This window comes from Burkholderia sp. AW49-1 (assembly GCF_053427845.1).
In genome coordinates this window covers 365,173-389,644 of record NZ_JBSAXF010000001.1, presented here as the reverse complement: position 1 = coordinate 389,644, position 24,472 = coordinate 365,173, and the positions used below count along the sequence as shown (strand labels likewise).

At 67.2% G+C, this 24,472-nt stretch carries 19 protein-coding genes; 9 read left to right on the top strand and 10 right to left on the bottom strand.

Features of this window, described 5'->3' with window-relative positions:
- Nucleotides 1–9 precede the first annotated feature (9 nt).
- From ACV22W_RS01635 to ACV22W_RS01610, 6 genes are all read right to left on the bottom strand, one after another.
- Nucleotides 10–2,466 (bottom strand): glycoside hydrolase family 2 protein, encoded by a 2,457-nt coding sequence (locus ACV22W_RS01635; protein WP_448017436.1) that lies wholly within the window; start codon nucleotides 2,464–2,466, stop codon nucleotides 10–12.
- Nucleotides 2,463–3,518: a DUF1839 family protein gene (locus ACV22W_RS01630; protein ID WP_448017435.1), complete on the bottom strand. Its 1,056-nt coding sequence runs from the start codon at nucleotides 3,516–3,518 to the stop codon at nucleotides 2,463–2,465. Before ACV22W_RS01630 ends, ACV22W_RS01635 begins: the two co-directional genes overlap by 4 nt.
- Nucleotides 3,515–4,486: an amino acid--[acyl-carrier-protein] ligase gene (locus ACV22W_RS01625; RefSeq protein ID WP_448017434.1), complete on the bottom strand. Its 972-nt coding sequence runs from the start codon at nucleotides 4,484–4,486 to the stop codon at nucleotides 3,515–3,517. The genes ACV22W_RS01630 and ACV22W_RS01625 overlap by 4 nt, the downstream gene beginning before the upstream one ends.
- Nucleotides 4,483–5,679, bottom strand: a complete 1,197-nt coding sequence (locus tag ACV22W_RS01620) for an acyl-CoA dehydrogenase family protein (protein ID WP_448017433.1) — start codon at nucleotides 5,677–5,679, stop codon at nucleotides 4,483–4,485. The genes ACV22W_RS01625 and ACV22W_RS01620 overlap by 4 nt, the downstream gene beginning before the upstream one ends.
- On the bottom strand, nucleotides 5,676–5,927 hold the full coding sequence (locus tag ACV22W_RS01615) for an acyl carrier protein (RefSeq protein WP_448017432.1): 252 nt from the start codon (nucleotides 5,925–5,927) through the stop codon (nucleotides 5,676–5,678). The genes ACV22W_RS01620 and ACV22W_RS01615 overlap by 4 nt, the downstream gene beginning before the upstream one ends.
- Before the next feature lie 168 nt (nucleotides 5,928–6,095).
- Nucleotides 6,096–6,878 carry a Crp/Fnr family transcriptional regulator gene (locus ACV22W_RS01610; RefSeq protein WP_448017431.1) on the bottom strand — a complete coding sequence of 261 codons (783 nt, stop codon included), beginning with the start codon at nucleotides 6,876–6,878 and terminating at the stop codon, nucleotides 6,096–6,098.
- A gap of 916 nt (nucleotides 6,879–7,794) precedes the next feature.
- Here ACV22W_RS01610 and ACV22W_RS01605 point away from each other — a divergent pair.
- Together ACV22W_RS01605 and ACV22W_RS01600 are read left to right on the top strand one after the other, a co-directional pair.
- Nucleotides 7,795–8,577, top strand: a complete 783-nt coding sequence (locus ACV22W_RS01605; protein ID WP_448017430.1) for a Crp/Fnr family transcriptional regulator — start codon at nucleotides 7,795–7,797, stop codon at nucleotides 8,575–8,577.
- Nucleotides 8,578–8,609: 32 nt separating this feature from the next.
- Nucleotides 8,610–10,001, top strand: a complete 1,392-nt coding sequence (locus tag ACV22W_RS01600; RefSeq protein ID WP_448017429.1) for an undecaprenyl-phosphate glucose phosphotransferase — start codon at nucleotides 8,610–8,612, stop codon at nucleotides 9,999–10,001.
- An 83-nt stretch (nucleotides 10,002–10,084) separates the two neighbouring features.
- Here ACV22W_RS01600 and ACV22W_RS01595 read toward each other — a convergent pair whose 3' ends face one another.
- On the bottom strand, nucleotides 10,085–10,258 hold the full coding sequence (locus ACV22W_RS01595) for a hypothetical protein (protein ID WP_448017428.1): 174 nt from the start codon (nucleotides 10,256–10,258) through the stop codon (nucleotides 10,085–10,087).
- A gap of 344 nt (nucleotides 10,259–10,602) precedes the next feature.
- On the opposite strand from ACV22W_RS01595, the gene ACV22W_RS01590 reads away from it, so the two are divergent.
- A complete protein-coding gene (locus ACV22W_RS01590) occupies nucleotides 10,603–10,995 on the top strand; it encodes a TraR/DksA family transcriptional regulator (protein WP_448017427.1) in 393 nt (130 codons plus the stop codon).
- A gap of 169 nt (nucleotides 10,996–11,164) precedes the next feature.
- Nucleotides 11,165–12,931 (top strand): DNA polymerase/3'-5' exonuclease PolX, encoded by a 1,767-nt coding sequence (polX, locus tag ACV22W_RS01585; RefSeq protein ID WP_448017426.1) that lies wholly within the window; start codon nucleotides 11,165–11,167, stop codon nucleotides 12,929–12,931.
- Nucleotides 12,932–12,946: 15 nt separating this feature from the next.
- Here polX and ald read toward each other — a convergent pair whose 3' ends face one another.
- Nucleotides 12,947–14,062, bottom strand: coding sequence for an alanine dehydrogenase (gene ald / locus ACV22W_RS01580; RefSeq protein WP_448017425.1), 1,116 nt, complete (start codon nucleotides 14,060–14,062; stop codon nucleotides 12,947–12,949).
- Nucleotides 14,063–14,416: 354 nt separating this feature from the next.
- Between ald and ACV22W_RS01575 the strand changes: the two genes are divergently transcribed.
- The 5 genes from ACV22W_RS01575 (at nucleotide 14,417) to ACV22W_RS01555 (ending at nucleotide 21,307) form a co-directional block, all read left to right on the top strand.
- Nucleotides 14,417–14,833, top strand: coding sequence for a DUF3995 domain-containing protein (locus ACV22W_RS01575; RefSeq protein WP_448017424.1), 417 nt, complete (start codon nucleotides 14,417–14,419; stop codon nucleotides 14,831–14,833).
- Between the two features lie 613 nt (nucleotides 14,834–15,446).
- On the top strand, nucleotides 15,447–16,184 hold the full coding sequence (locus tag ACV22W_RS01570) for a gluconate 2-dehydrogenase subunit 3 family protein (protein ID WP_448017423.1): 738 nt from the start codon (nucleotides 15,447–15,449) through the stop codon (nucleotides 16,182–16,184).
- Nucleotides 16,184–17,962, top strand: coding sequence for a GMC family oxidoreductase (locus tag ACV22W_RS01565; protein WP_059525180.1), 1,779 nt, complete (start codon nucleotides 16,184–16,186; stop codon nucleotides 17,960–17,962). Before ACV22W_RS01570 ends, ACV22W_RS01565 begins: the two co-directional genes overlap by 1 nt.
- Nucleotides 17,959–19,383: a c-type cytochrome gene (locus ACV22W_RS01560; protein WP_448017422.1), complete on the top strand. Its 1,425-nt coding sequence runs from the start codon at nucleotides 17,959–17,961 to the stop codon at nucleotides 19,381–19,383. The genes ACV22W_RS01565 and ACV22W_RS01560 overlap by 4 nt, the downstream gene beginning before the upstream one ends.
- Nucleotides 19,384–19,585: 202 nt before the next feature.
- Nucleotides 19,586–21,307: a cation:proton antiporter domain-containing protein gene (locus ACV22W_RS01555; protein WP_448017421.1), complete on the top strand. Its 1,722-nt coding sequence runs from the start codon at nucleotides 19,586–19,588 to the stop codon at nucleotides 21,305–21,307.
- A gap of 128 nt (nucleotides 21,308–21,435) precedes the next feature.
- Here the strand turns inward: ACV22W_RS01555 and ACV22W_RS01550 are convergent, their stop codons facing one another.
- Nucleotides 21,436–23,328: a penicillin-binding transpeptidase domain-containing protein gene (locus ACV22W_RS01550; RefSeq protein ID WP_448017420.1), complete on the bottom strand. Its 1,893-nt coding sequence runs from the start codon at nucleotides 23,326–23,328 to the stop codon at nucleotides 21,436–21,438.
- A 374-nt stretch (nucleotides 23,329–23,702) separates the two neighbouring features.
- Nucleotides 23,703–24,050 (bottom strand): DUF3564 family protein, encoded by a 348-nt coding sequence (locus tag ACV22W_RS01545; RefSeq protein ID WP_059525188.1) that lies wholly within the window; start codon nucleotides 24,048–24,050, stop codon nucleotides 23,703–23,705.
- Between the last annotated feature and the right edge of the window lie 422 nt (nucleotides 24,051–24,472).

The following is a 24,472-nucleotide window of genomic DNA, read 5'->3' as shown; positions in this document are numbered from 1 at the left end:
CCGGCCGTGTCAGCGGGCCAACGCGGCGCGCACGGTTCGTGCGGCGTTGACCGCGCGGATCTCGACGGTCGGTGGCGCGCCGGCGTTATCCAGCGGCACGAGCGCGACGCGCGCCGGCGTGCCGGGCGCGAGATCGAACCAGTCGTCGCGCGGGACGAAGCCGGGCGCGTCGATCTGCACGTGCCGCGCGACGTGGCGCGTATCGATGTCGACGTGCCACGTGTCGCCGGTGCGCGACACGCATGCCTCGATGCCGGGTTCGCGACGGGCGAACACGGCCGGGTGCGTGCGGGACGGGAAGTAGAAGGCCTGCGACAACAGCGTGCCGTCCTCGGCACGCAGCGTCGCGACAACGGTATCGTGCTCGCACGGGCCGAAGCGATACGCGTAGGTCCAGTCGAAGAAGCGGCCGAGCAATTCGGCCGACTCGAGCCGCGCCGAGTCGTGCGCGGCGATCCGGAGCGGCCCGCCGGCCCGCGCGACCGGCGTGCGGCCGTCGCGCAGCGCGACCAGCTCGACCGCTGCCGACAGCGGCGCCGGCCGCTCGTTGATCACATGCACGTCGAGCCCGTTCAACCCTTCGTCGACGAGCAGGACCTGCACCGGTTGAAGTACCTGGCGCAGCGCATACCATGCGGATTTCGGCCGATGCGTCGCATCGAGCAAGCCCCATCCGGCGCCCGCCATCACGTCCTGGAACTGCCAGACGAGCGCACCCGCGCAACGTGAGCCGGTGCGCCGCCATTCCGAGAACGTGTCCCGCATCAGGTCCGCGATCACCGCGCGCGACAGCTCGAAGTAGCGCGACGGGTCCTCGCGCCGCAGGCGGTCGGGCGCCACGTCGTACAACGTCTGCAGATAGTGATCGCGAATATCGTCGAAATCCCACGACGTGCCGGGATCGCGCGGCACGGCCGCTTTCCAGCGCGGCTCATGAACGCCCGGCCAGCCGAGGCTTGCGAGCATCGCATCGCACGGCACGTTCGCGAACGCGAGGCATTCGCTTGCGAAGCGCACGTCGGCGCGACGCGCGTCGTCGAGCGGGCGAAGGTACGCGCCGACGCCGTAGTAGTGCGACACGCGTTCGCGCGGCATGAACGGCAGCAAGCCGCCGTCGGGCGAGTCGGGGACGTAAAGCGTGTCGGGTCGTCGCGCCGCCGCAAGGCCGGCGAGGCGCTCGGCGGTCAATTCGAGGAAGCGCTGCTTCGGCCCGAGCCCCGACATCGCGGCCTGCTGCGCGATCTCGCTGCCGCCGCACAGAACCGCGAGCGATGGCGACGCGCGGTGGCGCGTGAGGAACTGTTCGGCTTCGCGATCGACGGCGTCCGCGAACGCGCGATCGTCGAGCGCGTAATCGAAATTCGCGAACATGAAGTCCTGCCAGACCAGCAGTCCGAGCCGGTCGCACCACGCGTGGAACGCGTCGGCCTCGTATGCCATCGTGCCGCCGACGCGAATCATGTTGAAGCCGGCGTCGCGCGCGAGTCCGAGCAGCCGGCCATAGGTTGCGTCGTCCGCGTGAAGTGCGAGCGGCGCGGCGCTGCTCCAGCAGGCGCCGCGCGCGAACACGCGCACGCCGTTCACGCGCACGCCGAAGCCCTTGCCGTCGTCGCCCGCGTCCTGCTCGATCGTGCGAAAACCCGTCGCGCCGAGCGGCCGTCGATCGGCACCGATGTGCAATGCGACTTCATAGATCACCGGTTCGCCGTGCGTGTGCGGCCACCAGCGGCGCACGTTCGGCACCGCGACGGTCGCGTGCAGCCGGTCGGCGCCGCTGCGCTCGAGCGTCGCGTGGTGCTCGCCGCACGACAGCCGGGCCGTGAACGCATCGGGCAGCGGCCCGGCGAACGCGAGTTCCGCGTCGAGCCAGCCGGCGTCGCCATCGATGCGCGCATGCAGGTCGCAATGAACGAGAGCGGGCCCGGCGGCCGGATCGAGCACGTCGACGGGCCGCCACGGTCCGGTCGGCACGCAGCGCGGAAACCACCCGGGCATGTGCCCGAGCAGCGCCGTGCGAACGGTGCGCAGCGTCGCCGGTTCGGCCAGTCGCGTGCGCCATCGTGCACGACGCGGTGCGCGCACGTCGCGCAGGTGCGGCGCGAGGGCGCGGAAGCAGATGGTCAGGTGGTGTGTGCCATCGAGCGACACGGGCACGTCGTGCGCGACGAACATGCTGTCGGAGCGCAGGATCGGCGTGTCGTCGAGCCACGCTTCGGTGAGTGTCGCGAGGCCGTGAAAGCGCAGCACGCGCGGCCCGTGCCCGTGCAGTTCGACGCGATACCAGTGGTCGCGCTCGTCGAGCGACGCCGTATCGTCGGGGCGTCCGGCCTGCACGAGCGCTTGCGCGACCGTGCCGGGGACGGGGGCGGCGATCCAGCCGTCGGCGGGAAGATCGTGCGGCCCGCGCGTGGCGCCTGCTGCCGTGGCGAGCATCGACCACGAGAGCGCGGCGGGTGCGCGTCTCACCGCATCGACGGCACGGAGGCCGCGTCGACGCGAACGGGCACCGCGCGCTGAAGCGGCGGGGTGATCTGCCGCGCGCAGTCGATCAGGTCGGCGTAGGCCGCTTCGATCGCTTCGAGCGTCGCGTCGCCGCGCTCCTCCTTGCCGCGCGCGCAGGCCCGCGCCAGCCGGAACTCCAGCACCATCGCCTCGGACGCGATGCGGTCGCAGGCGGTGCGAATCTCGGCGAACGGTCCGACGCAGCCGCTTGCCTGCAGCCAGCGCGCGTAATGGCCGAACAGTTCGAAGTTCGCACCGAGTTGCCGCACCGAATTGAACGAGTACGCATGGAACCGTTCGAGCGGCGAATCGGCGAGCGATTTCGCATCGATCTGCAACTGGCGCCGGAACGCCGCGACCGGATTGACGACCGGCAGGCGGCGCAGATGGCGCTGCAGCGCCGCGAGCGAGGCTTCGCACAGCGCGCGCTCGTCGAGCGGTGGGAAACGCCGCTTCGCGCACTCGACGTACGGCGGTAGCGGCATCGGCGAACTGCCGCCGACGAGGCCGTCGTAGTCCAGATCCTCGGCCACGTAATAGCCGCTGTTGTGGAAGTAGCCGATCTGGCGGTGCGTGCGATCGATCGCGTCGATGCCGATCGTCGTCTTCGTATGCTGCGCGCGGTAGCTGCTGCCGCGCGTGTCCGGCAGGAACCACGCGTCGACCTCGACGATCATCAGGTGACCGCGCGCGACCTGCGTCTCGATGTGCCGGTCGAGCGGCTCGTAGATCGAATGCTCCTGCACGACGATTCCGTAAAGCCGCTCCAGTTCGTCGTGCGGAAACTTGAAGAACGTGAACTGGTCGCCCTCGAAATCGAGCGCAATCGTGAACGGCAGTGCCGCGTACGGATTGAGGCCCCACCAGCGGAGCACCTCGAGCCACATGTCGACGTAGCAGTTGGTCTGCTTCCAGACCATCTCCTGACTGTGCAGCGGGTGCGGCCGGTAGTGGCGCGCGCGATGGCGCACGTCCTCGAACGACGCATCCTCGCCGTCGCGGGACACGAATTTCATCGCGTACCCCACAGCACGTCGCGAACGTCGGCCGGCCATGCGTCGATGTCGAAACCGTGATGACGAAACAGCGCGAGCGTCAGCCGCTCGAGGCCGAAGCCGACACAGCCCGTGTGCGCGACGTCGCCCGTCGCGGTGCGGATGTCCCACAGCAATCCGAAGTGATCCATGTGGTAGTTGAAGCTCAGGCACGCGGTCTGGCGATCGTCGTGCTCGATGGGGATCAGAAGCTCGAACTTCAGGTTCTGCTCGCGCTGGCTGTTCGCGACGATCTTGCCGCCGCGCCCGAAGAACGGATCGTTCGCGAGATCGATCGCGTTCGGCAGGCGCAGCGCCTCGATCATCCGCGTGCCGCGCTCCATCCACGTCGCGCGGAACGCAACGATCTGCTCGGGCGTGCCGATCCGCACGTATTCACGCATCCGGAACAGCTGCATGCGGGTCGGGTCGAGCGATGGCTCGTGGCGGAAGCAATACGAGAACACGTCGACGATGCGGCCGTCGTCGGGCAGCGCACCCGCGCGCGCGACGACCGGATAGACCGGGTAGCAAGCGGCCGGCGTCATCACGACGTAGGTCGGTTTCTGGCTTTCGGTCCAGTCCTCGCCGCGGTCGAGGCACTGGAGCACGCGCTGGTGACGCTGTTCGTCGCCGCAGAACGCATGCACGCTGCCCGCGAGCTGCGGGAAGCTCTTCATGTATTCGCTGCGCTCGAACTCGGTGCGGCTCATCGCCGGCGGGAAGCGCAGCACTTCGGCCTGCTGGTCGGCGCCGAGGCGCGTGACGAAGGCGTCGAGCGCTTCGACGACGCGCTCGAACCGTTCGCTGCGACCGAACAGGCCCTGGATGCCGGTCGACACGAGCAGGCCCGCATCGATCAGCTCGTCGCGGAGCGGATTGACGCCCGCGCGGTCGAGCGGTGCGTCGGACGGGGTGGCGGCAGAGGGCACGGACAGGCGGTCGTTCACGAATGTTTCTCCAGCGTCGCGGGACGCAATGCGAGCAGCAGGCTCGCGGTATTGGCGGCAATGCGGTCGTTGCTGATCATCAGCGGCGCCGCGTGCAGGTCGCGCAGGTGGCGGCCGACGCTGAACGGCGTGCCGTGCTTGTAGCCGGCCATCCCGCAGATCATCATCGCCTGCTGCGCGACTTCGAGCGCGGCCGACGATACATAGGTCTTCAGCGTGTTGATCTCGGCGGCCCAGGCCATGCCGGCCGACCACGAGCGGGGCGACGCGCTGGTGTAGAGGCGCAGTACGTTGTCGACGCGGGCCTGCATCGCCTGCATCAGCGCAAGCGATTCGGCGATGCGCCGCGACGCGGGAGACGGTGCGCCGTCGGTCTGGCGCGCCTGCGCGCGGAAGAACTGATGCGCGCGATGGAACGCATCGCCGGCCACGCCGATCCACACCGCCGCCCACAGGATGTGCGAAACCGGCACCATCGTCTGTTCGGCGATCTGCGCGAACGGCACGGGCAGGCATTGTTCGGTCGCGCCCTGTGCGTCGAGCACGAAGCCGTTGCTGCACGTCCCGCGCATGCCGAGCGTGTCCCATTCGCCGCGGCGCGTGAGCGTATAGCCGTCGCGCAGCAGCGTGACGAGCACCTGCTCGGACGCCGGCGCGTCGGCGTCGCGCCGCGCAGTCGCGAGGATGCCGTCCGCATAGTCGCCGTACGAGATCGTCGGCGCGGATTTGTGCAGCCGGAATGCGCCGCCGTTGGTCTCGAGCGCGCACTGGCTCGCGCGCAGGTTGCCGCCGACGCCGTCTTCCGACGTCGCCGACGCGAGCAGCCACTGCTGGCGTACGAGCTGCTGCAGGAACAGCTTGTGCCAGCCCTGGTCGGCAGCGTGATTGACGATACAGGCGATCTGGATCTGGTGCATCGCGAACACCATCGCCGACGAGGCGCACGCCTGGCCGAGGATCGAGCATGCCGATGCGACGTCGGCCAGCGACGCGCCGGCGCCGCCGAGCCGGGCCGGGACCATTGCGCTGAGCAGGCGGCGCGCGCGCATGGCTTCGATCGCTTCGACGGGGCAGCGCGCGTCGCGATCGACCGCATCGGCGTGCTGGGCGGCGATTTGCGCGACGGCATGCGCGGCCTCGTCGAGCCGGCGTGCTTCGTCGTCGGCCGCGAGTTCGGGGAGCAGCGTGCTCATGCGGAATGCTCGGAGCGTTGCAGGGTCACGATCGTATCCGCGAGCGCGTCGATGCTGCGGAACAGATTTCGGTTCAGCATCTCGTCGGGAATCTCGATGTTGAACTGCTTCTCGATCGCGAGCATCAACTGGATCGTGTCGAGCGACGAGAGGCCCGCTTCGTAGAGGTCGTCCTCGTCACCGATCGAGTCGATCGCGGCTTCGAGGTGGGCGACGTGCTTGAGGATGGTTCTGATTTGGTCTTTCACGTGCTGCTCCGGCGTGTGTGGTGTCGTCCGCACGGGCGGACGCGCGCAGCGCGCTGACATCCCCCCGGCAGTCCGGCATCAGTAGACCATTCGCAGGCACGGCGTTCTGTTCGCCACCCTACAATCGGCTGACTCGGATCGCACGCGTGCGCCGAAACGCCGTGCGCATCACGCGCGTGCCGCAGCGGTCACGCTCGAGTCCGCCGACAGAATGCGCTTCATCTCATCGCGCACGATCGCGCGGCAGCCGCACGACATTTTCTCGAGGCCCGCAAGATCGGCAAGCTCGATCGAGCTTCGGTACTGACGGATCAGGCCGAGTTTCTGGATCTCGCCGGCCGCGTCGGTGACCGTCTCGCGCCGCACGCCGAGCATCTGCGCGAGCATGCTGTGCGTGACCTGGATCTCGATGCTGCGCGACCGGTCGTAGGCAAGCAGGAACCATCTGCATAACTGATGTTTGAGCACGTGATGGCGGCTGCAGAACGTGATCTGCGACACCTGGGCCATCAGCAGCCGCACGCAGACGAACACCAGATGACGAATCACCGGCGACGCATCGAACGCGGCGGCGAAGATGCGCCGGTCTAGCCGGTAGACGAAGCCGTCGCGGCATGCGACGGCACGGCAGGGCATCCGGCCGCTGCCGCCGATCACGTCGTCGCATACGACGCTCTCGCTACCGATCTCGGCAACTTCCAGCGTCATGCCGCCTGACGACACGTACTGCAGCGAAATCGCCGTCGTGACGGGCAGGTAGACCGCGGTGAGCATTTCGCCGGGTTCGCACAGCACCTGGCCTGATTTCAGGTGAACGAGCTGAAGATTGGCAATCAGCGTGGCGCGTTCTTCGCGGTCGAGTGCCGCGAGGAACCGGTTGGCGTCGAAGCTGTGGGAGAGCTCGATCATGCCGCTCGCGTGGGCGACGGCGTCATTGGCCTGATGGGGCACGGCGCATCCTCGTAGGGGGCGTCGCACGTCGCGCAGCGGCATCCACGTGGATTTAGCACGCCCGTGCGGATTTGAGTTCGTCGGAATTCGAATGTCGATCGCGGGAAAAAGGCTAGCACGCCATTGAATTCGATAAATTGCGCACTACGTCACTTCACAAAGTTTGACGATTCCGGATAAATGAAAACGTTATATGGATTTAAAGATCATGCTTTCATGAGTTAATCGTGTTGATGTGGATCGGCGGATAAGTCGGGAATTCGTTGACGATCTGGAATCAATCGGGAAGCGACGCGTATCGTACAGGTAAAACATTAAGAATACATTGAACATTATTTGACAATCGAGTTTTATGTTGTGAATTTATCAATCTAATCATGTAGTTGCGTTTGTTATGTGCGCCCGACTACAGAGTCGTGGATCAATGTGTCGATTCATATTTGAGACAGTTTCAAACGATCATTCGAGGTGTCGTGTGCCGCTCGGGTGACGTGTGGAACATCACGGAAACAATTGAAAACAGGCCGTAAGTATTTGAACGATAAGCTTCGCGTGCCGCTGCTGGCACCCCACGCGCGCCTGGTGGCCATTGATCAGTCGAATTGCAGGTTGTGTCCGCTGTGGCAGAGGATGTCCGAAAATGAGACGCTTTTTGTGCTTTTCGGTCGGCAATTCAGGGGGGCTAAATCGCATGTCGTTTATATATTAAGGATGAGGCGAGTATTGGCACGTAAATCGCTTATTGAGACGGGCGCATCGAAACGGGACTGCCGATTCGATCCGGCGGCGCGAAGCCCCAGGTCGATTGGATGGAGGGTTGGGGGCCGCAACCCGCGTCGCCGTCCGGACGCGCATCGCGATAACGAGTTCCGCTGACGCGGCTGCATGCGGCGCGGACGACAAATGGGATACAGACATGCTTCATCTTCACTCGAGCTACTCGGCGAATGCCATCCTCGATGCCCTCCCGGAGGACAGCATCCGTGCCATCGCACCGCACCTCGAACTGGTCAGGATCAAGGCCGGCATGCTCGACCGTGTCGGGGAACCGATGCGCCATCTGCATTTTCCGACGACCGCCATGATGTCGGTGCAGCACCTGATGGAGGATGGTGCGATGGTCGAGGTCGCCGTGGTCGGCCGAGAAGGCGTGGTCGGCCTGGCGACGCTCGTCGGCGGCACGGCGGTATCGAACCGCGTCGAAGTCCGGATCGGCGGGATGGCCTATCGTGTGCCGACCTGCGTGATGCGCTCGGAGTTCGAACGTTCTCCTGCGACGTATCGGCTGCTGCTGAACTACTGCCAGGCGACGATGGCGCAGATCTCGCGCAGCGCGTTGTGCAACCGGCATCACTCGGTCGGTGAGCAGTTGAGCCGCTGGCTGCTGCTCGCGCATGACCGGATCGACGGCGACGAACTGGCCGTCACGCAGCAGACGATCGCGAACATGCTCGGCGTGCGTCGCGAAGGTGTGACGGAAGCAGCCGGCCACCTGCAGGAAGCCGGGCTGATCCGTCAGCGTCGCGGTCGCATCACAGTGCTCGATCGCGACGGCCTCGAGCGGCAGGCATGCGAGTGCTACGAGCTGATTCGCGCGGACTATCGCCGGCTGCTCGGCACGCGTGCGGGGGTGCGATCGACGCCGATGCGACCGCGCATGCACGACGTGCACGGCGGGTTCCCTGCGCACGGTGCGTGACGATGCAAGCGATGGCGAGTGGAGCGAATACGATGCGGCGCGCCGCGATCGCCGCGGCCGATGCCGCGCTCGTGCTGGTGGGCGCGCTCGCCGCGCAGGCCGCGATGGGGCTCGCGTGGCGCGATCTGTCGGACGCCCAGCGCGGCGCGATCGCATTGCTGTGCGCGCTGACGGTCGCACTGTTGCCGCGCAGCGTGCGCGTTTCGCGCGGTGCGGCGTCGTCACATGACAGTGCAACCGTGCTGACGCGCACGATGGTGGCCGTCGTGTGCGCGGGCACGCTGACGGTGGTCGGCACGATGTGGATCATGAACCGCGGCGGCACGGTCACGACGCGCTGGATTGCGCGGACGGTGCTGTCCGGCGACGCGGCACCGCTGCTCGGCAGGCTGGCACTGTGCGCGCTTGCGATGAAGCGCGGCGATCCGCGCGCGCGGCGGCGACGGGTCGCGATCGTCGGCGCGACCGCTTACGGAAGGGTGGCGATCGAGCGCATGCAGCTCGAGCCGGCCGGCCCGTTCGCGGCGGCCTGCGTGTTCGACGACGACGCGCCGGCCGCGGCAGCCACCGACGGGATAGGCGGCGTGCCGGTGATCGGCGATTGGGTCGCACTTCGGCGCATGATCCGCGGCGGCGAGATCGACGAAGTGTGGCTTACGCTGCCGATGTCTCACGAGTCGCGTATTCAGCGCATCGTGCGCGAACTGCGCGATGAGTTCGTCGAGTTGCGCCTGTTGCCGGATGTGCGGCAGATGGCGGTCGTCGAGCGATCCGCAACCGATGTGCTCGGCATGCCGGCAATCAACCTCGCGACCACGCCGCGTTCCGCGCCGGAACTGTGGGCGAAGTTCGCGTTCGACCGGTTGTTCGCGGTCGCCGTGCTGATCCCGCTGCTGCCGCTGCTTGCGGTGCTGGCGATCGCGGTGAAACTGTCGTCGCCGGGGCCCGTCTTGTTCAGGCAGCGCCGCAAGGGGGCCGACGGCCGCGAGTTTCACATCCTCAAGTTCAGGACGATGCGCGTGCATCGCGCACAGCCCGGTGTCGTGAGGCAGGCCTCGCGCAACGATGCGCGCATCACGCCTGTCGGCGCGTTCCTGCGGCGCACGTCGCTGGACGAGCTGCCGCAGTTCTTCAACGTGTTGTTCGGCCAGATGTCGGTGGTCGGCCCGCGTCCGCATGCGATCGAACACGACGACTTCTACCGGCAACTGGTCGACTGCTACATGTATCGCTATCGCGTACGGCCGGGGATCACGGGATGGGCTCAGGTGAACGGCTATCGCGGCGAGACGCGCAAGGTCGAGGCGATGGCTGCGCGCGTGAAGTTCGACCTGTTCTACATGCAGAACTGGAGCTTCTGGTTCGACATGAAGATCATCCTGATGACGGTCGTGCGTGGCTTCGTCGGGCGCAATGCATTCTGATTAAGAGGATGGCGAAGTGTTGTGCGCTGCGTTTTCCTCATCGATACGATGCGCCCCGAAAGCGCGCCCGCTGAGATCGCGCGTCAACCATCCGCTGGTGGATGAGCGGCCGCCGGCAACGCAGCAGGCGTGTCGGCGGGGCGGGCGTCGGGCGCGGCTTGCGTGCTCGACGGCTGGATGGCGTGCTGGATCGTCGGCACGACCATCGTCGGGAACAGGGCCGCAAGGGCCACCCAGATGACGACGCCGAACAACATGACGTTCTCCCTGAAAGCAGCGGATTCGCCGCGCATGCTTTCAATCTATGTCGCAACTTTTTACAGGGGATTGATCGACCTCAACGCCGGCTGTGTCAGACGAATGCGGGCGTGCGGGATTATCGCGTCGGTCCCCCGTTTTCGCGCGCACGGTGCGGGCGCTGACGCCGGTCAACACATGCGTGTGCATTGGGTTTATGCTGCGTCGAATGCGTCCGTCGCTTCGTGCGGCCGGGCGTGCATCCGGGCACGGCGAGCCGGGGCGTTTCGGCCCGCCGTGCACCGGCGCGACAACCGCGCGCCGCATGCTCTTTGCGCGGAACCCCGGAAAAGGAGAGACGGCGATGGCGCTCGATCGAGAACAACGGCAGACGCTGCAGCGGCGGCTGACCGAGAGCGAGCAGGCGTTGCGGGCGGATATCCGGACGAGCGAGGACCAGCGTGCGTCGGAGTCCTATGCAGAGCTCGCCGGCGCTGCGCCGGACGAGGGCGACGAGGCGAACGCCGATCTCTTCGTCGACATGGATCACGCGCTGATCGGGATGAAGCTGGCCGAATTGCGTGCGATCGGGCGCGCGCAGCAGCGCATGCGCGACGGCAGTTATGGCGAGTGCATCGATTGCGATGCGCCGGTCGGCTACGAGCGGCTGCTCGCACGCCCGACTGCCGAGCGTTGCACGCATTGCCAGTCCCTGTACGAGCGCCGCTACGCGACGACACCGCGGCCATCGCTCTGACGCATCGGCGCAGGGGCCGCGCAGGCCGCATGTCCCGCGCGACATGACACGGGCAATCGGTGCAGGATGACCAACGGGCGCCCGCCGCCGTCGCCATGCGGCGCCGGGCGCGCAGAGGCCGGCGCGCCAGCGCACCGCGTCATCCACGTGGAAGGGAGCCACGCCGACCATGCCGATCCACAATGCCGAGTGTGCGGCCGTCTTCGCCGAAATCGCCGACATGCTCGAGATCCAGGGCGCCAATCCGTTCAGGGTGCGCGCCTATCGCAACGCGGCCCGCACGATTGCCGACTATGGGCGCGACATTCCCGCGCTCATCGCGAGCGGTGGCGATCTCGGCCGGATTCCATCGATCGGTGCCGATCTCGCGGCGAAGCTGCGCGAGATCGCGTCGACCGGCACCTGCGAACTTCAGCAAACGCTGCGCCATGCGCTGCCGGGCGCGATCGTCGAACTGCTCGACGTGCCGGGGCTCGGCGCAAAACGAGTCAAGGCGCTGCATGACGCACTGCACGTCGACTCGCTCGAGCAGCTGCGCGCCGAAGCGAAGAGCGGGCACGTGCGCGCGCTGCCGGGGTTCGGCGCGAAGACCGAAGCTCATCTGCTCGACGCGATCGACGACCGCCTGAAGCGCGCGCCGCAGCGCTTCCTGTTGCCGGACGCCGCGCGATCGCTGATGCCGCTGCTCGAGCGTCTGCGCAAGGTGGCCGGCGTCGGCGAGGCGGTGCCGGCCGGCAGCTTTCGCCGCAGCCGCGAGACGGTCGGCGATCTCGACATCCTCGTGACGGCCCGCGATCCGGCCGCGGTGGCCGATGCGTTCGTCGGCTACGGTGAAGTCGCGCGCGTGCTCGCGAACGGCAAGACGCGTTCGAGCATCATGCTCGGCAACGGGCTGCAGGTGGACCTGCGCGTCGTCGATGCCGACGCGTTCGGCGCGGCGCTCGTCTATTTCACGGGATCGAAGGCGCACAACATCGCACTGCGCAGGATCGCGCAGGCCGGTGGCCTGAAGATCAACGAATACGGCGTGTTCCGCGGTGACGAGCGGATCGCGGGTGCAACTGAGGCATCCGTGTACGAGGCGATCGGTCTTCACTGGGTGCCGCCCGAGTTGCGCGAGGACCGCGGCGAGATCGACGCATCGCGCGCGGGCACGCTGCCGGCGCTGGTCGAGCGCAGGCACGTTCATGGCGATCTGCACGCGCATACCGCGGCGTCGGCCGGGCGTGACAGCCTGCGCGCAATGGCGGATGCGGCCCGGGCCCGCGGGCTCGCTTATCTGGCCGTCGCCGATCGCGCACCGGATACGAAAGGGCGCCGCACCGATGGCGACTGGCTCGTGCGGCAGATCGACGAGATCGACCGCCTCAACGCGTCATTCGACGACTTCGTGCTGTTGAAGGGCGTCGAGGCCGGCATTCGCGAGGACGGCAGCCTCGACGTGCCCGACGACGTGCTTGGCCGCCTCGACCTCGTCGTCGGCGCGGTGCGCGACGGCTTCGACCTGTCGGGCGACGCGCAGACGGGGCGGATCCTGCGTGCGATGGATCATCCGTATTTCACGATCCTCGCGCATCCGACCGGCCGGCTGCTCGGCGAACGCGACGCATGCGAACTCGACGTTCCGCGCGTGCTCGCCGCGGCCGCCGCGCGCCACTGCTTCGTCGAACTCGACGGCGATCCGCGACGACTCGATCTGCCGGACGTCTGGTGTCGCGAGGCAGCGAAAGCCGGCGTGGCCGTGGCGATCGGCTCGGGCGCACTATGCGCGGACGATCTGGACAACCTCGGATACGGTATCGGCCAGGCGCGGCGTGGTTGGCTCACGCGGCAGGACGTGCTCAACACGCGCACGCTCGCGCAACTGCGGCCGCTGCTGGCGCGCACGATGCGCGCGAGCAGCGCGTCGAAGCCCAGCCGCCCGAAGGGGGCGTGACGGCGCGCGCCGAAGTCAGGCCAGCACGTCTTCGGCCGGTACGTACGGCAGGCCGAGCGCCAGCGCGACGGCCTCGTACGTGATGCGGCCGTCGCATACGTTCAAGCCCGCGCGCAGATGCGGATCGTCGGCCATCGCGCGTTTCCAGCCCTTGTCGGCAAGCGCGAGCGCATGGCCGAGCGTCGCGTTGTTCAACGCGAACGTCGACGTGCGCGCGACCGCGCCGGGCATGTTCGCGACGCAGTAGTGGACGACACCGTCGACGACGAAGGTCGGCTGCGCATGTGTCGTTGCATGCGATGTCTCGAAGCAGCCGCCCTGGTCGATCGCGACGTCGACAACGACCGCACCCGCGCGCATCGTCGCGATCATGTCGCGCGTGACGAGTCGCGGCGCCGACGCGCCTGGCACGAGCACCGCGCCGATCACCACGTCGGCGTCGCGCACGGCTTCGTCGATCGTGTGCGCGTTCGAGCAGACGGTCGTGATCCGGTTCGCGAAGACCAGGTCGAGCTGGCGCAGCCGGCCTACGTTCGTATCGAGCACGGTGACGCGTGCGCCGAGGCCGACCGCCATCTGCAGCGCACCGGTGCCCACGACGCCCGCGCCGAGTACCACGACGTGCGCGGCCGGCACGCCGGGCACGCCGGCCATCAGCACGCCGCGGCCACCGCGCGGGCTTTCGAGGTGCGTCGCCGCGACCTGGATCGACATGCGTCCCGCGACCTCGCTCATCGGCGCGAGCAGCGGCAGCCCGCCGCCGGGGCCCGTCACGGTCTCGTACGCGATGCACACCGCGCCGGACTTCACCAGCGCGGCCGCCTGCTCGGGATCGGGCGCGAGATGCAGATACGTATAAAGAATCTGTCCGCGCCGCAGCATCGCGCACTCGGCCGCCTGCGGCTCCTTGACCTTGATGATCATGTCGGCGCGCGCGAAGACGTCGCGCGCGTCGTCGCACAATGCCGCGCCGGCAGCCGTGTAGTCGTCGTCGAGCAGGCCGATCGCGGTGCCCGCGCCGCGCTGCACGAGCACGCCGTGGCCATGCCGCGTCAGTTCGCGTGCGCCGGCCGGCGTGAGGCCGACGCGGTATTCGTGGTTCTTGATCTCCTTCGGCACACCGATCAGCATGAGTCGTCTCCATGGGTATTCGTCATTGTCGTCGTGCCCGAGCGCGCCGCGATCGTCCGATCGTGCATGCCGGCGAACGGCACGTGTGCGACGGTTGCGCATGCACGGTTCGAGTGCCGTACTGGAATAAAAGGGTAGTGGTGCCCGGAGGGAAGTCAAGCGGCGGCCGGTGAGACGGTGCGCGCGCACTGCACCGCAGCATGCGGCCTGGCGCATTGCGACCGGACGTCGCAATGCATGCGGCACGTGGTTTGGGTATCGTCTCGTGTTGCGCGGAACGGGGCCGCGTGCTGCCGGAGCCGTTCCGGCCGGATCACGACACGACGACACGATGAGACAAGGAACCTTACCGAGATGACCGGCGCGTATTTCAGCGTGCCGACGCTTTGTGCGATCGCACTCGTTCACGTCTACTGGGCGTTCGGCGGACGGCTCGGCAAGCGTGCGGCCATTCCGGAACAGGACGGTGTACCGCTGCTGCGGCCGACGACGCTCGGCACGCTTGCCGTCGCGACGGCGTTGCTGGCCGGCGCATGCGCGGTGGCGTCGCGCGCGGGCTGGCTGTGGCCGAACCTGTATCCCGGCGCGATCGCGTTCGCGATCGTTGCGCTCGCATTGATCTTCGCGGTGCGCGCTGTCGGCGATTTCCGCTACGTCGGCTTCTTCAAGCGGGTTCGCGGGTCGCGTTTCGCGCGGATGGACAGCGTGTGTTACTCGCCGCTGTGCGTGGCGCTCTCGTTGTCGATCGCGTCGATGCTGTGGCCGTGGTGAGCGTCGCGCCTGGCGCGGCAGGCCGTGTGCAGCGACGGGAGCCCTGACGCTCGTCGCGGCGTCGAGATGGAACGCGCAGACCGGGGAGAAGCGGGCGAAGCCCGCGCACGCATCGCGCCGGCGGAGTAAGCGACGACGCGACCGCACCACGGCTCTTGCGCAATCCGGACAACGATTTCCCCATTATTGCGATTTTCGATGTAATGAATTGCATTGAACCCTTTGGAAATGGAACCGGTTCCATCTATAATTCGCGACGTTTGTCGCCGGGCCCGGAATGAGGGTCGTGCACGATGCGCTTGCCGCCGGCCAGCGCGGCGTCTAAGTTGGATAGGGCCATGGCGATGCAGGGTAGATGCGGGCGGTAAGCCGGTATTTGTCCGAAGATCAGACCCGCGAAGAGGTCGACTCCATGCAGCGCGCCGACAACCGGCGCGCTGCACGGCTGCATGACGGCGCCACCGCGTAACGCGCGGCGTGCGCCCGCATCGAGGTTGTTCGCAACACCGCAAGAACAGGACGGCCGGCCGCGCGCGGCACGGCTGCCGTGCCGGGCATGCCGCATGCGGAATGCGTGCCCCGAACCACGTTCCCCAACGATCACCATCCGACCATGTCCACGCCACCCGACAAACCCAATTCGCGTCGCCGTTTCCTGCGCACGTCGGTCGCGCTCGTGCCGATCGCGTCGGTCGCCGGTTGCGACCTGCGCTCGTCGTCGTCCTCGACCACGGCCGGCAATGCGTCCACCGCATCGGCCAGTGTCGAACGCGGGCCGTACAAGCCGACCTTTTTCGACGCGAAGGAGTGGGCGTTCGTCCAGGCCGCCGTCGACCGCCTGATCCCGGCCGACGCCGAAGGCCCCGGCGCGCTCGAATCCGGCGTGCCCGAATTCATCGACCGCCAGATGGAAACCCCGTACGCACACGGCGCGACGTGGTACATGCAGGGGCCGTTCCAGCAGGGCGTGCCCGAGCTGGGCTATCAGCTCAAGCTCGTGCCGCGCGATATCTACCGGCTCGGCATCGCGGCGGTCAACCGCTACTGCGAAAAGGCCCATGGCAAGGTGTTCACCGATCTCGACGCGCCGACCCGCGACACCGTGCTCGGGGCACTCGAGAAAGGCGGCGCGCAGATCGACGACGTGCCGTCCACCGTGTTCTTCGGCCAGTTGCTGCAGAACACGCGCGAAGGCTACTTCTGCGATCCGGTGCATGGCGGCAATCACGACATGGCCGCGTGGAAGATGATCGGTTTTCCGGGCGCGCGCGCCGACTTCATGGATTTCGTCAACCAGAACGGCAAGCCGTACCCGTACGGCCCCGTCTCGATCAACGGGGAGCGCAGCTGATGGCCGCGGAAAAGAAGCCGCACGTCGATGCGGTGATCGTCGGTTTCGGCTGGACCGGCGCGATTCTCGCGAAGGAACTCACCGAAGCGGGCCTGAACGTCGTCGCGCTGGAGCGTGGCGAGTATCGCGACACCTATCCGGACGGCGCATATCCGAACACGATCGACGAGCTGACCTACAACGTCCGCAAGAAGCTGTTCCTCGACCTCTCGAAAACGACCGTGTCGATCCGCCACGGCGTGCAGGACACCGCGCTGCCTTACCGGCAGCTCGCCGCGTTCCTGCCGGGCGAGGGCGTCGGCGGCGCGGGGCTGCACTGGTCGGGCGTGCATTTCCGGATCACGCCGGAAGAGCTGCGCCTGCGCAGCCACTACGAAGAGCGCTACGGCAAGAAGTTCATCCCGGAAGGGATGACGATCCAGGACACGGGCGTCAGCTACGACGAGCTCGAGCCGTATTTCGACTTCGCCGAGAAGGTATTCGGCACGTCGGGGCAGGCATACAAGGTCGGCGGCAAGGTGGTCGGCGACGGCAACGTGTTCGAGGCGAACCGCAGCGACAACTTCCCGCTGCCCGCGCAGCTCAATACGTATTCGGCGCAACGCTTTTTCGATGCGGCGAAGTCGCTCGGGCTGCATCCGTATCGGCTGCCGTCGGCGAACACGTCGGGCCCATACACGAACCCGTATGGCGTGCAGATGGGGCCGTGCAACTTCTGCGGCTACTGCAGCGGCTATGCGTGCTACATGTACTCGAAGGCGTCGCCGAACCTGAACATCCTGCCCGCGCTGAAGCAGGTGCCGAACTTCGAGTTGCGCTCGAAGTGCCACGTGCTGCGCGTGGACCTCGACGACACGAAGAAGCGCGCGACGGGCGTCACCTACGTCGACCCGGCCGGCCGTGAAGTGCACCAGCCTGCCGATCTCGTGATCGTCGCGGCGTTCCAGTATCACAACGTGCACCTGCTGTTGCTCTCGGGCATCGGCAAGCCGTACGACCCGATCTCGGGTGAAGGCGTCGTGGGCCGCAATTTCGCGTATCAGAACCTGTCGACGATCAAGGCGTTCTTCGACAAGGACACCTTCACGAATCCGTTCATCGGCGCGGGCGGCAACGGCGTCGCGGTGGACGACTTCAACGCGGACAACTTCGATCATGGCCCGCTCGGCTTCGTCGGCGGTTCGCCGCTGTGGGTGAACCAGGCCGGCGTGAAGCCGATCAGCGGCATCGCGACGCCGCCGGGCACGCCGCAATGGGGCGCCGCGTGGAAGAAGGCCGTGAAGGACAACTACGCGCATACGATCTCGATGGACGCGCACGGCACGAACATGTCGTACCGCGATGTCTACCTCGACCTCGATCCGACCTATCGCGATTCGTACGGCCAGCCGCTCTTGCGGATGACCTTCGACTGGAAGGACAACGACATCAAGATGGCGCAGTACGTGACCGGGCAGATGAAGAAGATCGCGGAGGCGATGGGGCCGAAGGCGATCGGCGTGTCGACGCGCGAGTTCGGCAAGCACTTCGATTCGCGCGCGTACCAGACGACGCACCTGGTCGGCGGCGCGATCATGGGCACCGATCCGAAGACGAGCGTGCTGAACCGCTACCTGCAGTGCTGGGACGTGCACAACGTGTTCGTGATGGGTGCGTCGGCGCTGCCGCAGGGCATCGGCTACAACCCGACCGGGATCATCGCGGCGCTCGCCTATTGGTCGGCACGTGCGATCCGCGAGCAATACCTGAAAAATCCCGCCCCGCTGGTGACCGCATGAAGAGGACAGTGAACCACCACAACGCCGCGCGCCGAATTTCCCCGCTGTGGCGTGCACTGGCGATCGGCACGGCATGGGCCGCGTTCGGTCTCGCGGGCGGCGCGGCCTTCGCGCAACCGGGGGCACCGGCTGCGGCTTCGGGCCCGACGGCGGCGCCGGCTGCACAGTCCGGCGACGCGAACCTCGTCAAGCGCGGCGAATACCTCGCACGCGCGGGCGACTGCATCGCGTGCCACACCGCGAGCGGTGGCAAGCCGTTCGCGGGCGGGCTGAAGTTCGACACGCCGATCGGTGCGATCTATTCGACCAACATCACGCCGGACCCGAAGACGGGCCTCGGCGGCTGGACGCTCGACGACTTCACCCGCGCGGTGCGCGAGGGCGTCCGCAAGAACGGCGACACGATGTATCCGGCGATGCCGTATCCGTCCTACGCGCGGCTGAGCGACGACGACGTAAAGGCGCTGTATTCGTACTTCATGCACGGCGTCGCGCCGGTCGAACGCGAGAACCGCGCGGTCGACATCGTGTGGCCGCTGTCGATGCGCTGGCCGCTGACGTTCTGGCGCAAGATGTTCGCGCCGGCGCCGAAGCCGTTCGATGCGGCGTCGTACACCGATCCGGTGGTCGCGCGCGGCGCGTATCTCGTGCAGGGTCTCGGCCATTGCGGCGCGTGCCACACGCCGCGCGCGGTGACGATGCAGGAGCGCGCGCTGACCGATGCGGGCGGCCTCGACTTCCTGGCCGGCGGCGCGGCGATCGACGGCTGGGTGCCGACGAGCCTGCGCGGCGAGCCGCGCACCGGGCTCGGCACGTGGAACGAAACCGAGATCGTCCAGTTCCTGAAGACCGGCCGCACGCTGCGCACGGCCGCGTTCGGCGGGATGACGGACGTGGTCGGCCACAGCATGCAGCACATGACCGACGACGACCTGACCGCGATCGCGCGCTACCTGAAGACGCTGCCGCCGCGCGTGCAGGGCGAGCAGCCGCACGTGTACGACGCGGCCGCCGCGAAGGCGCTGCAGACCGGCGACGCGAGCAAGCCGGGCGCCGCCGTCTATCGCGACAACTGCATGGCGTGCCACCGCAGCGACGGCCACGGCTACACGCGCGTGTTCCCGGCGCTCGCCGGCAACCCGGTCGTGCAGGGCGAGGATCCGACGTCGCTGATCCACGTCGTGCTGGAAGGCAGCGCGCTGCAGGGGACGCACACCGCACCGTCGACCTTCACGATGCCGCCGTTCGGCTGGCGCCTGTCGGACCAGGAAGTCGCGGACGTGTCGAACTTCGTGCGCACGAGTTGGGGCAATGCGGGCGCGGGGATCACGGCCGCGCAGGTCGCGAAGGTGCGCAAGAGCACGCCGTCGACGCGGCCGGAGCCGCCGCCGGGCGCGCGCTTCCCGCAGGCGTCGCGCTGACGCACGCGGCGGGCGCCGCCCGATCGATCCGCCTCGCCGCCGCCGGCCGGCTCGTGAGGCGCGTTCCGACCGCCCGGGGTAGTACCCCGCAATGGCGGGCCATCGCGTGAATTTTTCGCGGTGGCCCGCCATTTTTCCATCTCATCCCTTATCCTTCCATTCTTGAACCTTACTAAATAGTTACAAGAACTCGGGAGGGGGGATGCCTCATGACGTCAGCCTGATTGCGTTGCTCGCGGCCGGTTTCGGTCTCGCGATGATCTTCGGTTACCTCGCGTCACTGCTGAAAATGCCGCCGCTCGTCGGCTATCTGCTCGCCGGGATCGTGATCGGCCCCGGCACGCCCGGTTTCGTCGGCGACCTGTCGCTCGCGCAGCAGCTCGCGGAAGTTGGCGTAATGCTGCTGATGTTCGGCGTCGGCCTGCATTTCTCGCTCGGCGATCTGCTCGCGGTGCGCAAGATCGCGCTGCCGGGGGCCGTCGTCCAGATTACCGTCGCGACGCTGCTCGGCGGTGGCCTCGCGCTCACGTGGGGCTGGAGCCTCGGCGCGGCGCTCGTGTTCGGGCTCGCGCTGTCGGTCGCGAGCACGGTCGTGTTGTTGAGGGCGCTCGAGGGACGCGGGCTCGTCGAGACGGTGAACGGGCGCATCGCGGTCGGCTGGCTCGTCGTCGAGGATCTCGTGATGGTGCTCGTGCTCGTGCTGCTGCCGCCCGTCGCGGGGCTGCTCGGCGGCACGCCGCCCGGCGACGCGCACGCGGCCGGCGGCAGCGTGTGGGGCACGCTCGGCGTCACGATGCTGAAAGTGGCCGCGTTCATCGCGCTGATGCTCGTGGTCGGCAAGCGCGTGTTTCCGCGCATCCTGTGGCTCGTCGCGCGCACCGGTTCGCGCGAGCTGTTCACGCTGTGCATGATTGCCGCGGCGGTCGGCATCGCGTTCGGCGCGGCGAAGCTGTTCGACGTGTCGTTCGCGCTCGGCGCGTTCTTCGCCGGGATGATGATGCGCGAGTCGGAATTCAGCCGACGCGCGGCCGACGAAACGCTGCCGCTGCGCGACGCATTCTCGGTGCTGTTCTTCATTTCGGTCGGGATGCTGTTCGACCCGACAGTGCTGCTCACCGAGCCGCTGCACGTGATCGAGGTCGCGGCGATCGTGCTGGTCGGCAAGACGCTCGCGGCGGTCGCGCTCGTGATCGCGTTCCGCTATCCGCTGAACACCGCGCTGACGGTCGGCGCGGGCCTCGCGCAGATCGGCGAGTTCTCGTTCATCCTCGCGGGGCTCGGTCGTGCGCTCGGGCTGCTGTCGGCCGAAGGGCAGAGCCTGATCCTCGCGGTCGCGCTCATCTCGATCGCGATGAACACGCTGCTGTTCGCGATGATCGATCCGGCGCTCGCTTGGATCCGCAAGCATTCGGCGTTCGCGCGCAAGCTCGAGGCACGCGACGACCCGCTCGCCGCGCTGCCGATGTCGACGCCGCAGACGCACCTGACCGGGCAGGTCGTGATCGTCGGCTATGGCAAGGTCGGCACGCGGATCGCGCATGCGCTGGACGAGCGCGGAATCGCGTATGTCGTCGTCGAGCAGAATCGCGAGCTCGTCGAGAAGCTGCGCGCGGACGGCTTCGCCGCAGTGTCGGGCGATGCGATCGAGCCGATCGTGCTCGTCCAGGCTCACATCGCGCGCGCCGGGATGCTGGTCGTCACGCTGCCGGACGTATTCGACGTGCGGCAGATCGTCGAGATCTCGCGCACGCTGAATCCGACGCTGGAGGTCGTGCTGTGCACGAACAGCAGCGACGAGGCCGCGTTGCTGTCGAGCGAGGGCGTCGGCACCGTATTCATGGGCGAGAGCGAACTCGCACGCGGCATGACCGAGCACGTGCTCGGCAGGATGGTGAAGCCGGTGGCGGCTGCGCACGCGCACTGACGATTGCTGGCCGGGGTCGCGCGGATAGAGGGATAGCCCCGGCCAGTGGAAGCGGGCGTGCCGGGAGTTCGACACGGCGAACAGTCGACCTGTTCGCCTCCCGCGGCGGCGAGTGCGCCCCGGCGGCTTCAGCCGGCCGCTGCCTTCGTCTGTACGGCCGCGCTGGATTGCGCGGCCGTTTTCACGGGGGCCGATGCCTTCTGCTCGGCCGCCGTCTTCGGTTGCGCCGCGGCCTTCGGCACCGCGACGGTCTTCTGCGGTGCGGCCTTGACCGGCGCATTCGGCGTCGGCTCGAGTGGTGCGTCGGGCGGCACGCCGAGCAACTGGAGCGAACCGCTCGTGACGGACGAGAACACCGGGCCGGCCACCGTGCCGCCGTAATAGCCCTTGCCGCGCGGCTCGTCGATCATCACCGCGACGATCAGGCGCGGGTTGCTCATTGGCGCCATCCCCGCGAACAATGCGCGGTACTTGCCCTTCGCATAGGTCGCGCCGACCTGCTTGCGCGCCGTGCCCGTCTTGCCGCCGATCCGGTAGCCGTCGACGCGCGCGCGGCGCCCGGTGCCGCCTTCGCCGACGGCTGACTCGAGCATCGCGCGGATCGCCGCGGCGGTTTGCGGCGACGTCACGCGGTGACCGCGATGGGCATTGACCGTCTGCGGGTCGGAGCCGTTCTTCAGCAGCGACACCGGATGCAGCGTGCCGTCGCCCGCGTAGGCGGTGTAGGTCTGCGCGATCTGCAGCAGCGACATCGACAGCCCGTAGCCGTACGCCATCGTCGCCTGCTCGATCGGCCGCCAGCGCTTGTAGCCGCGCAGGCGGCCCGACGCGACGCCCGGGAACGTCAGCTCCGGCGCGCGGCCGATCCCGTATTCCTGGTACTTGTTCCAGATCGTTTCGGCGGGCAGGTTCAGCGCCAGCTTCGCGAGCGCGACGTTGCTGGACTTCTGCAGCGCTTGCGAGACGGTCAGCGAGCCGTGGTTCGACGTGTCGTGGATCACGGCCGGGCCGATCTTGTAGGTGCCGGGCGACGTGTTGATGATTGTGTTCGGCGTCACCTTGCGCTCGTCGATCGACAGCGCGACGACGAGCGGCTTGATCGTCGAACCCGGCTCGAACGTGTCGATCACAGCGCGGTTGCGCAACTGCTGGCCCGTCAGCCGGGCGCGGTCGTTCGGGTCGAAGGTCGGGTAGTTCGCGAGCGCGAGGATTTCGCCGTTCTGCGCGTCGAGCACCACGACGCTGCCGGCTACCGCGTTGTTTTCGAGCACCGCGGCCTTGAGCTGGCTGAACGCGAGCTGCTGGATCCGCCGGTCGATCGTCAGTTCGATCGTCGCGCCGTGCTGCGCAGGCACGAGCGGGCGCGTGTCGGACACGATGCGGCCGAGCCGGTCGCGGATCACCTCGCGCTGCCCGGAGGTTCCCGACAGCCGCCCGTTCGCCGCGAGTTCGACGCCTTCCTGGCCCTTGTCCTCGACGTTGGTGAAGCCGACCACGTGCGCGGCCGATTCGCCCTCCGGATAGAAGCGCTTCGAGTCGGCGATCTGCGTGATGCCGTCGATCTCGAGCTTGTCGAGCCGGCTTGCGGTGTCGGCGTCGATCTGCCGCTTGAGCAGCACGAAGGTCCGGTCATTGCGCAGGCGGCGTTTCACTTCCACGAGCGGCATGTCGAGCAGCTTCGCGATCTGCGGATAGTCGATCTCGGCGACCTGTTTCGGGTTCGCCCAGATTTCATAGGTGGACAAGCTGACGGCGAGCATCGCGCCGTTGCGGTCGACGATGCGCCCGCGCATCGCGTCGAGCTCGATCGTGCGCTGGTAGCGCTTCTGGCCTTCCCCGACGTAGAAGTCCTGGTTCGCGACCTGCACCCAGAACGCGCGTCCGATCAGCGCGGCGAAACCGAGGGACACCATGATCACGACCAGCTTCGAGCGCCACATCGGCAGGCGTGACGCGAGCATCGGATGCTTGGTCGCGGCGGCGTACGGATCGGCGGGGTGGGTCTTCTTCTTCACGCTCATGCAAGGGCCGGTTCGGGCCGCCGGACGGCGGCAAGTCAGTCTGAATAATGCGATTGTAATAAATGAGTAAACGTCGTGTGGGGAAAGTATGTTTCGGCCCCGTAAAAGATTTGCGTTTCCGAGCGGGCACGGTCGGGAAAAAGGTTGGAGCGTGGCGAAATGGCGGCGTGGCCTGACATGCTGGCGCAACGGAGCCGGATTGGAGGGGTGGATCGTTACCGTCGCCGCGGTTCGATTAACCGGCCCCGATTAATTCAGGGCCGGAAAATAAAAAAGGCGCCTTGAAGAGAGGCGCCTTATTGGTGAATATCGAAATGAATATCGCGCAATCTGGAATAAACCCGAAAACCGCAGAGGATTGCCGTCAGAAATACCTATCGCGCGACGGAAATAAATTCGTGGTATTCCGGCTCCGCCGTGGAACGATCGACCGCTTGCAGACGCCATGCCCCGTCGGGGTGCTCGCCGGCGAGCACCGCGGGACCTTGTTCGCGCTGGGTCGCGCTGAACGACAGCCCCTTCAATTGGCACACGGCCTTCCCGCTGTCGGCCGCGCAGAGGGCCATTGCGCCTTCCACGTCCCGAACCTTGCCCCAGCTCGGAAGATCGATCCCCTGGTGTGCCTCGCGTGACCACAGCCCCTCGTCGGTATCGACCCAGAGCACCGCGAAGGAGTGACGGGTTGCCGACTCGCTGCCATTAATCCGAATAGTGAGGCGCATTGGATCGTCTCCTGAAGAAAATGACACATCCGACCGTTTTGGTTTGACCAGTCTAGATAGACTGCCGTGAAACGCAAGTGATAATCCGCAATAAATCCGAATTGCGCCTATAGGCGTTTCCCGATGAAACGATGTCTGACGATCCGCCGCGATGGCGACGGAGCGTGCAAATCCAAGCGCAGCATGCTCTGCGCGCGGCGATCGGACCGTGACGTGTCTCGGACATGCGATGACCTCGGGAGAAGCCGCGTCGAAGTGTCGCGCCGAAGCGATGGCCCGGCGCGCGTCGGCCGTCCTGCGATGGAACCCACCGAATGGTGCCCGACCGGTCATTTCGACACTTGACCGCCCGGCCAGCACGACACACTCCGACATTCGCGTACAAATCCACACACTTTCACGAAACTTTCAGGACAGACTTG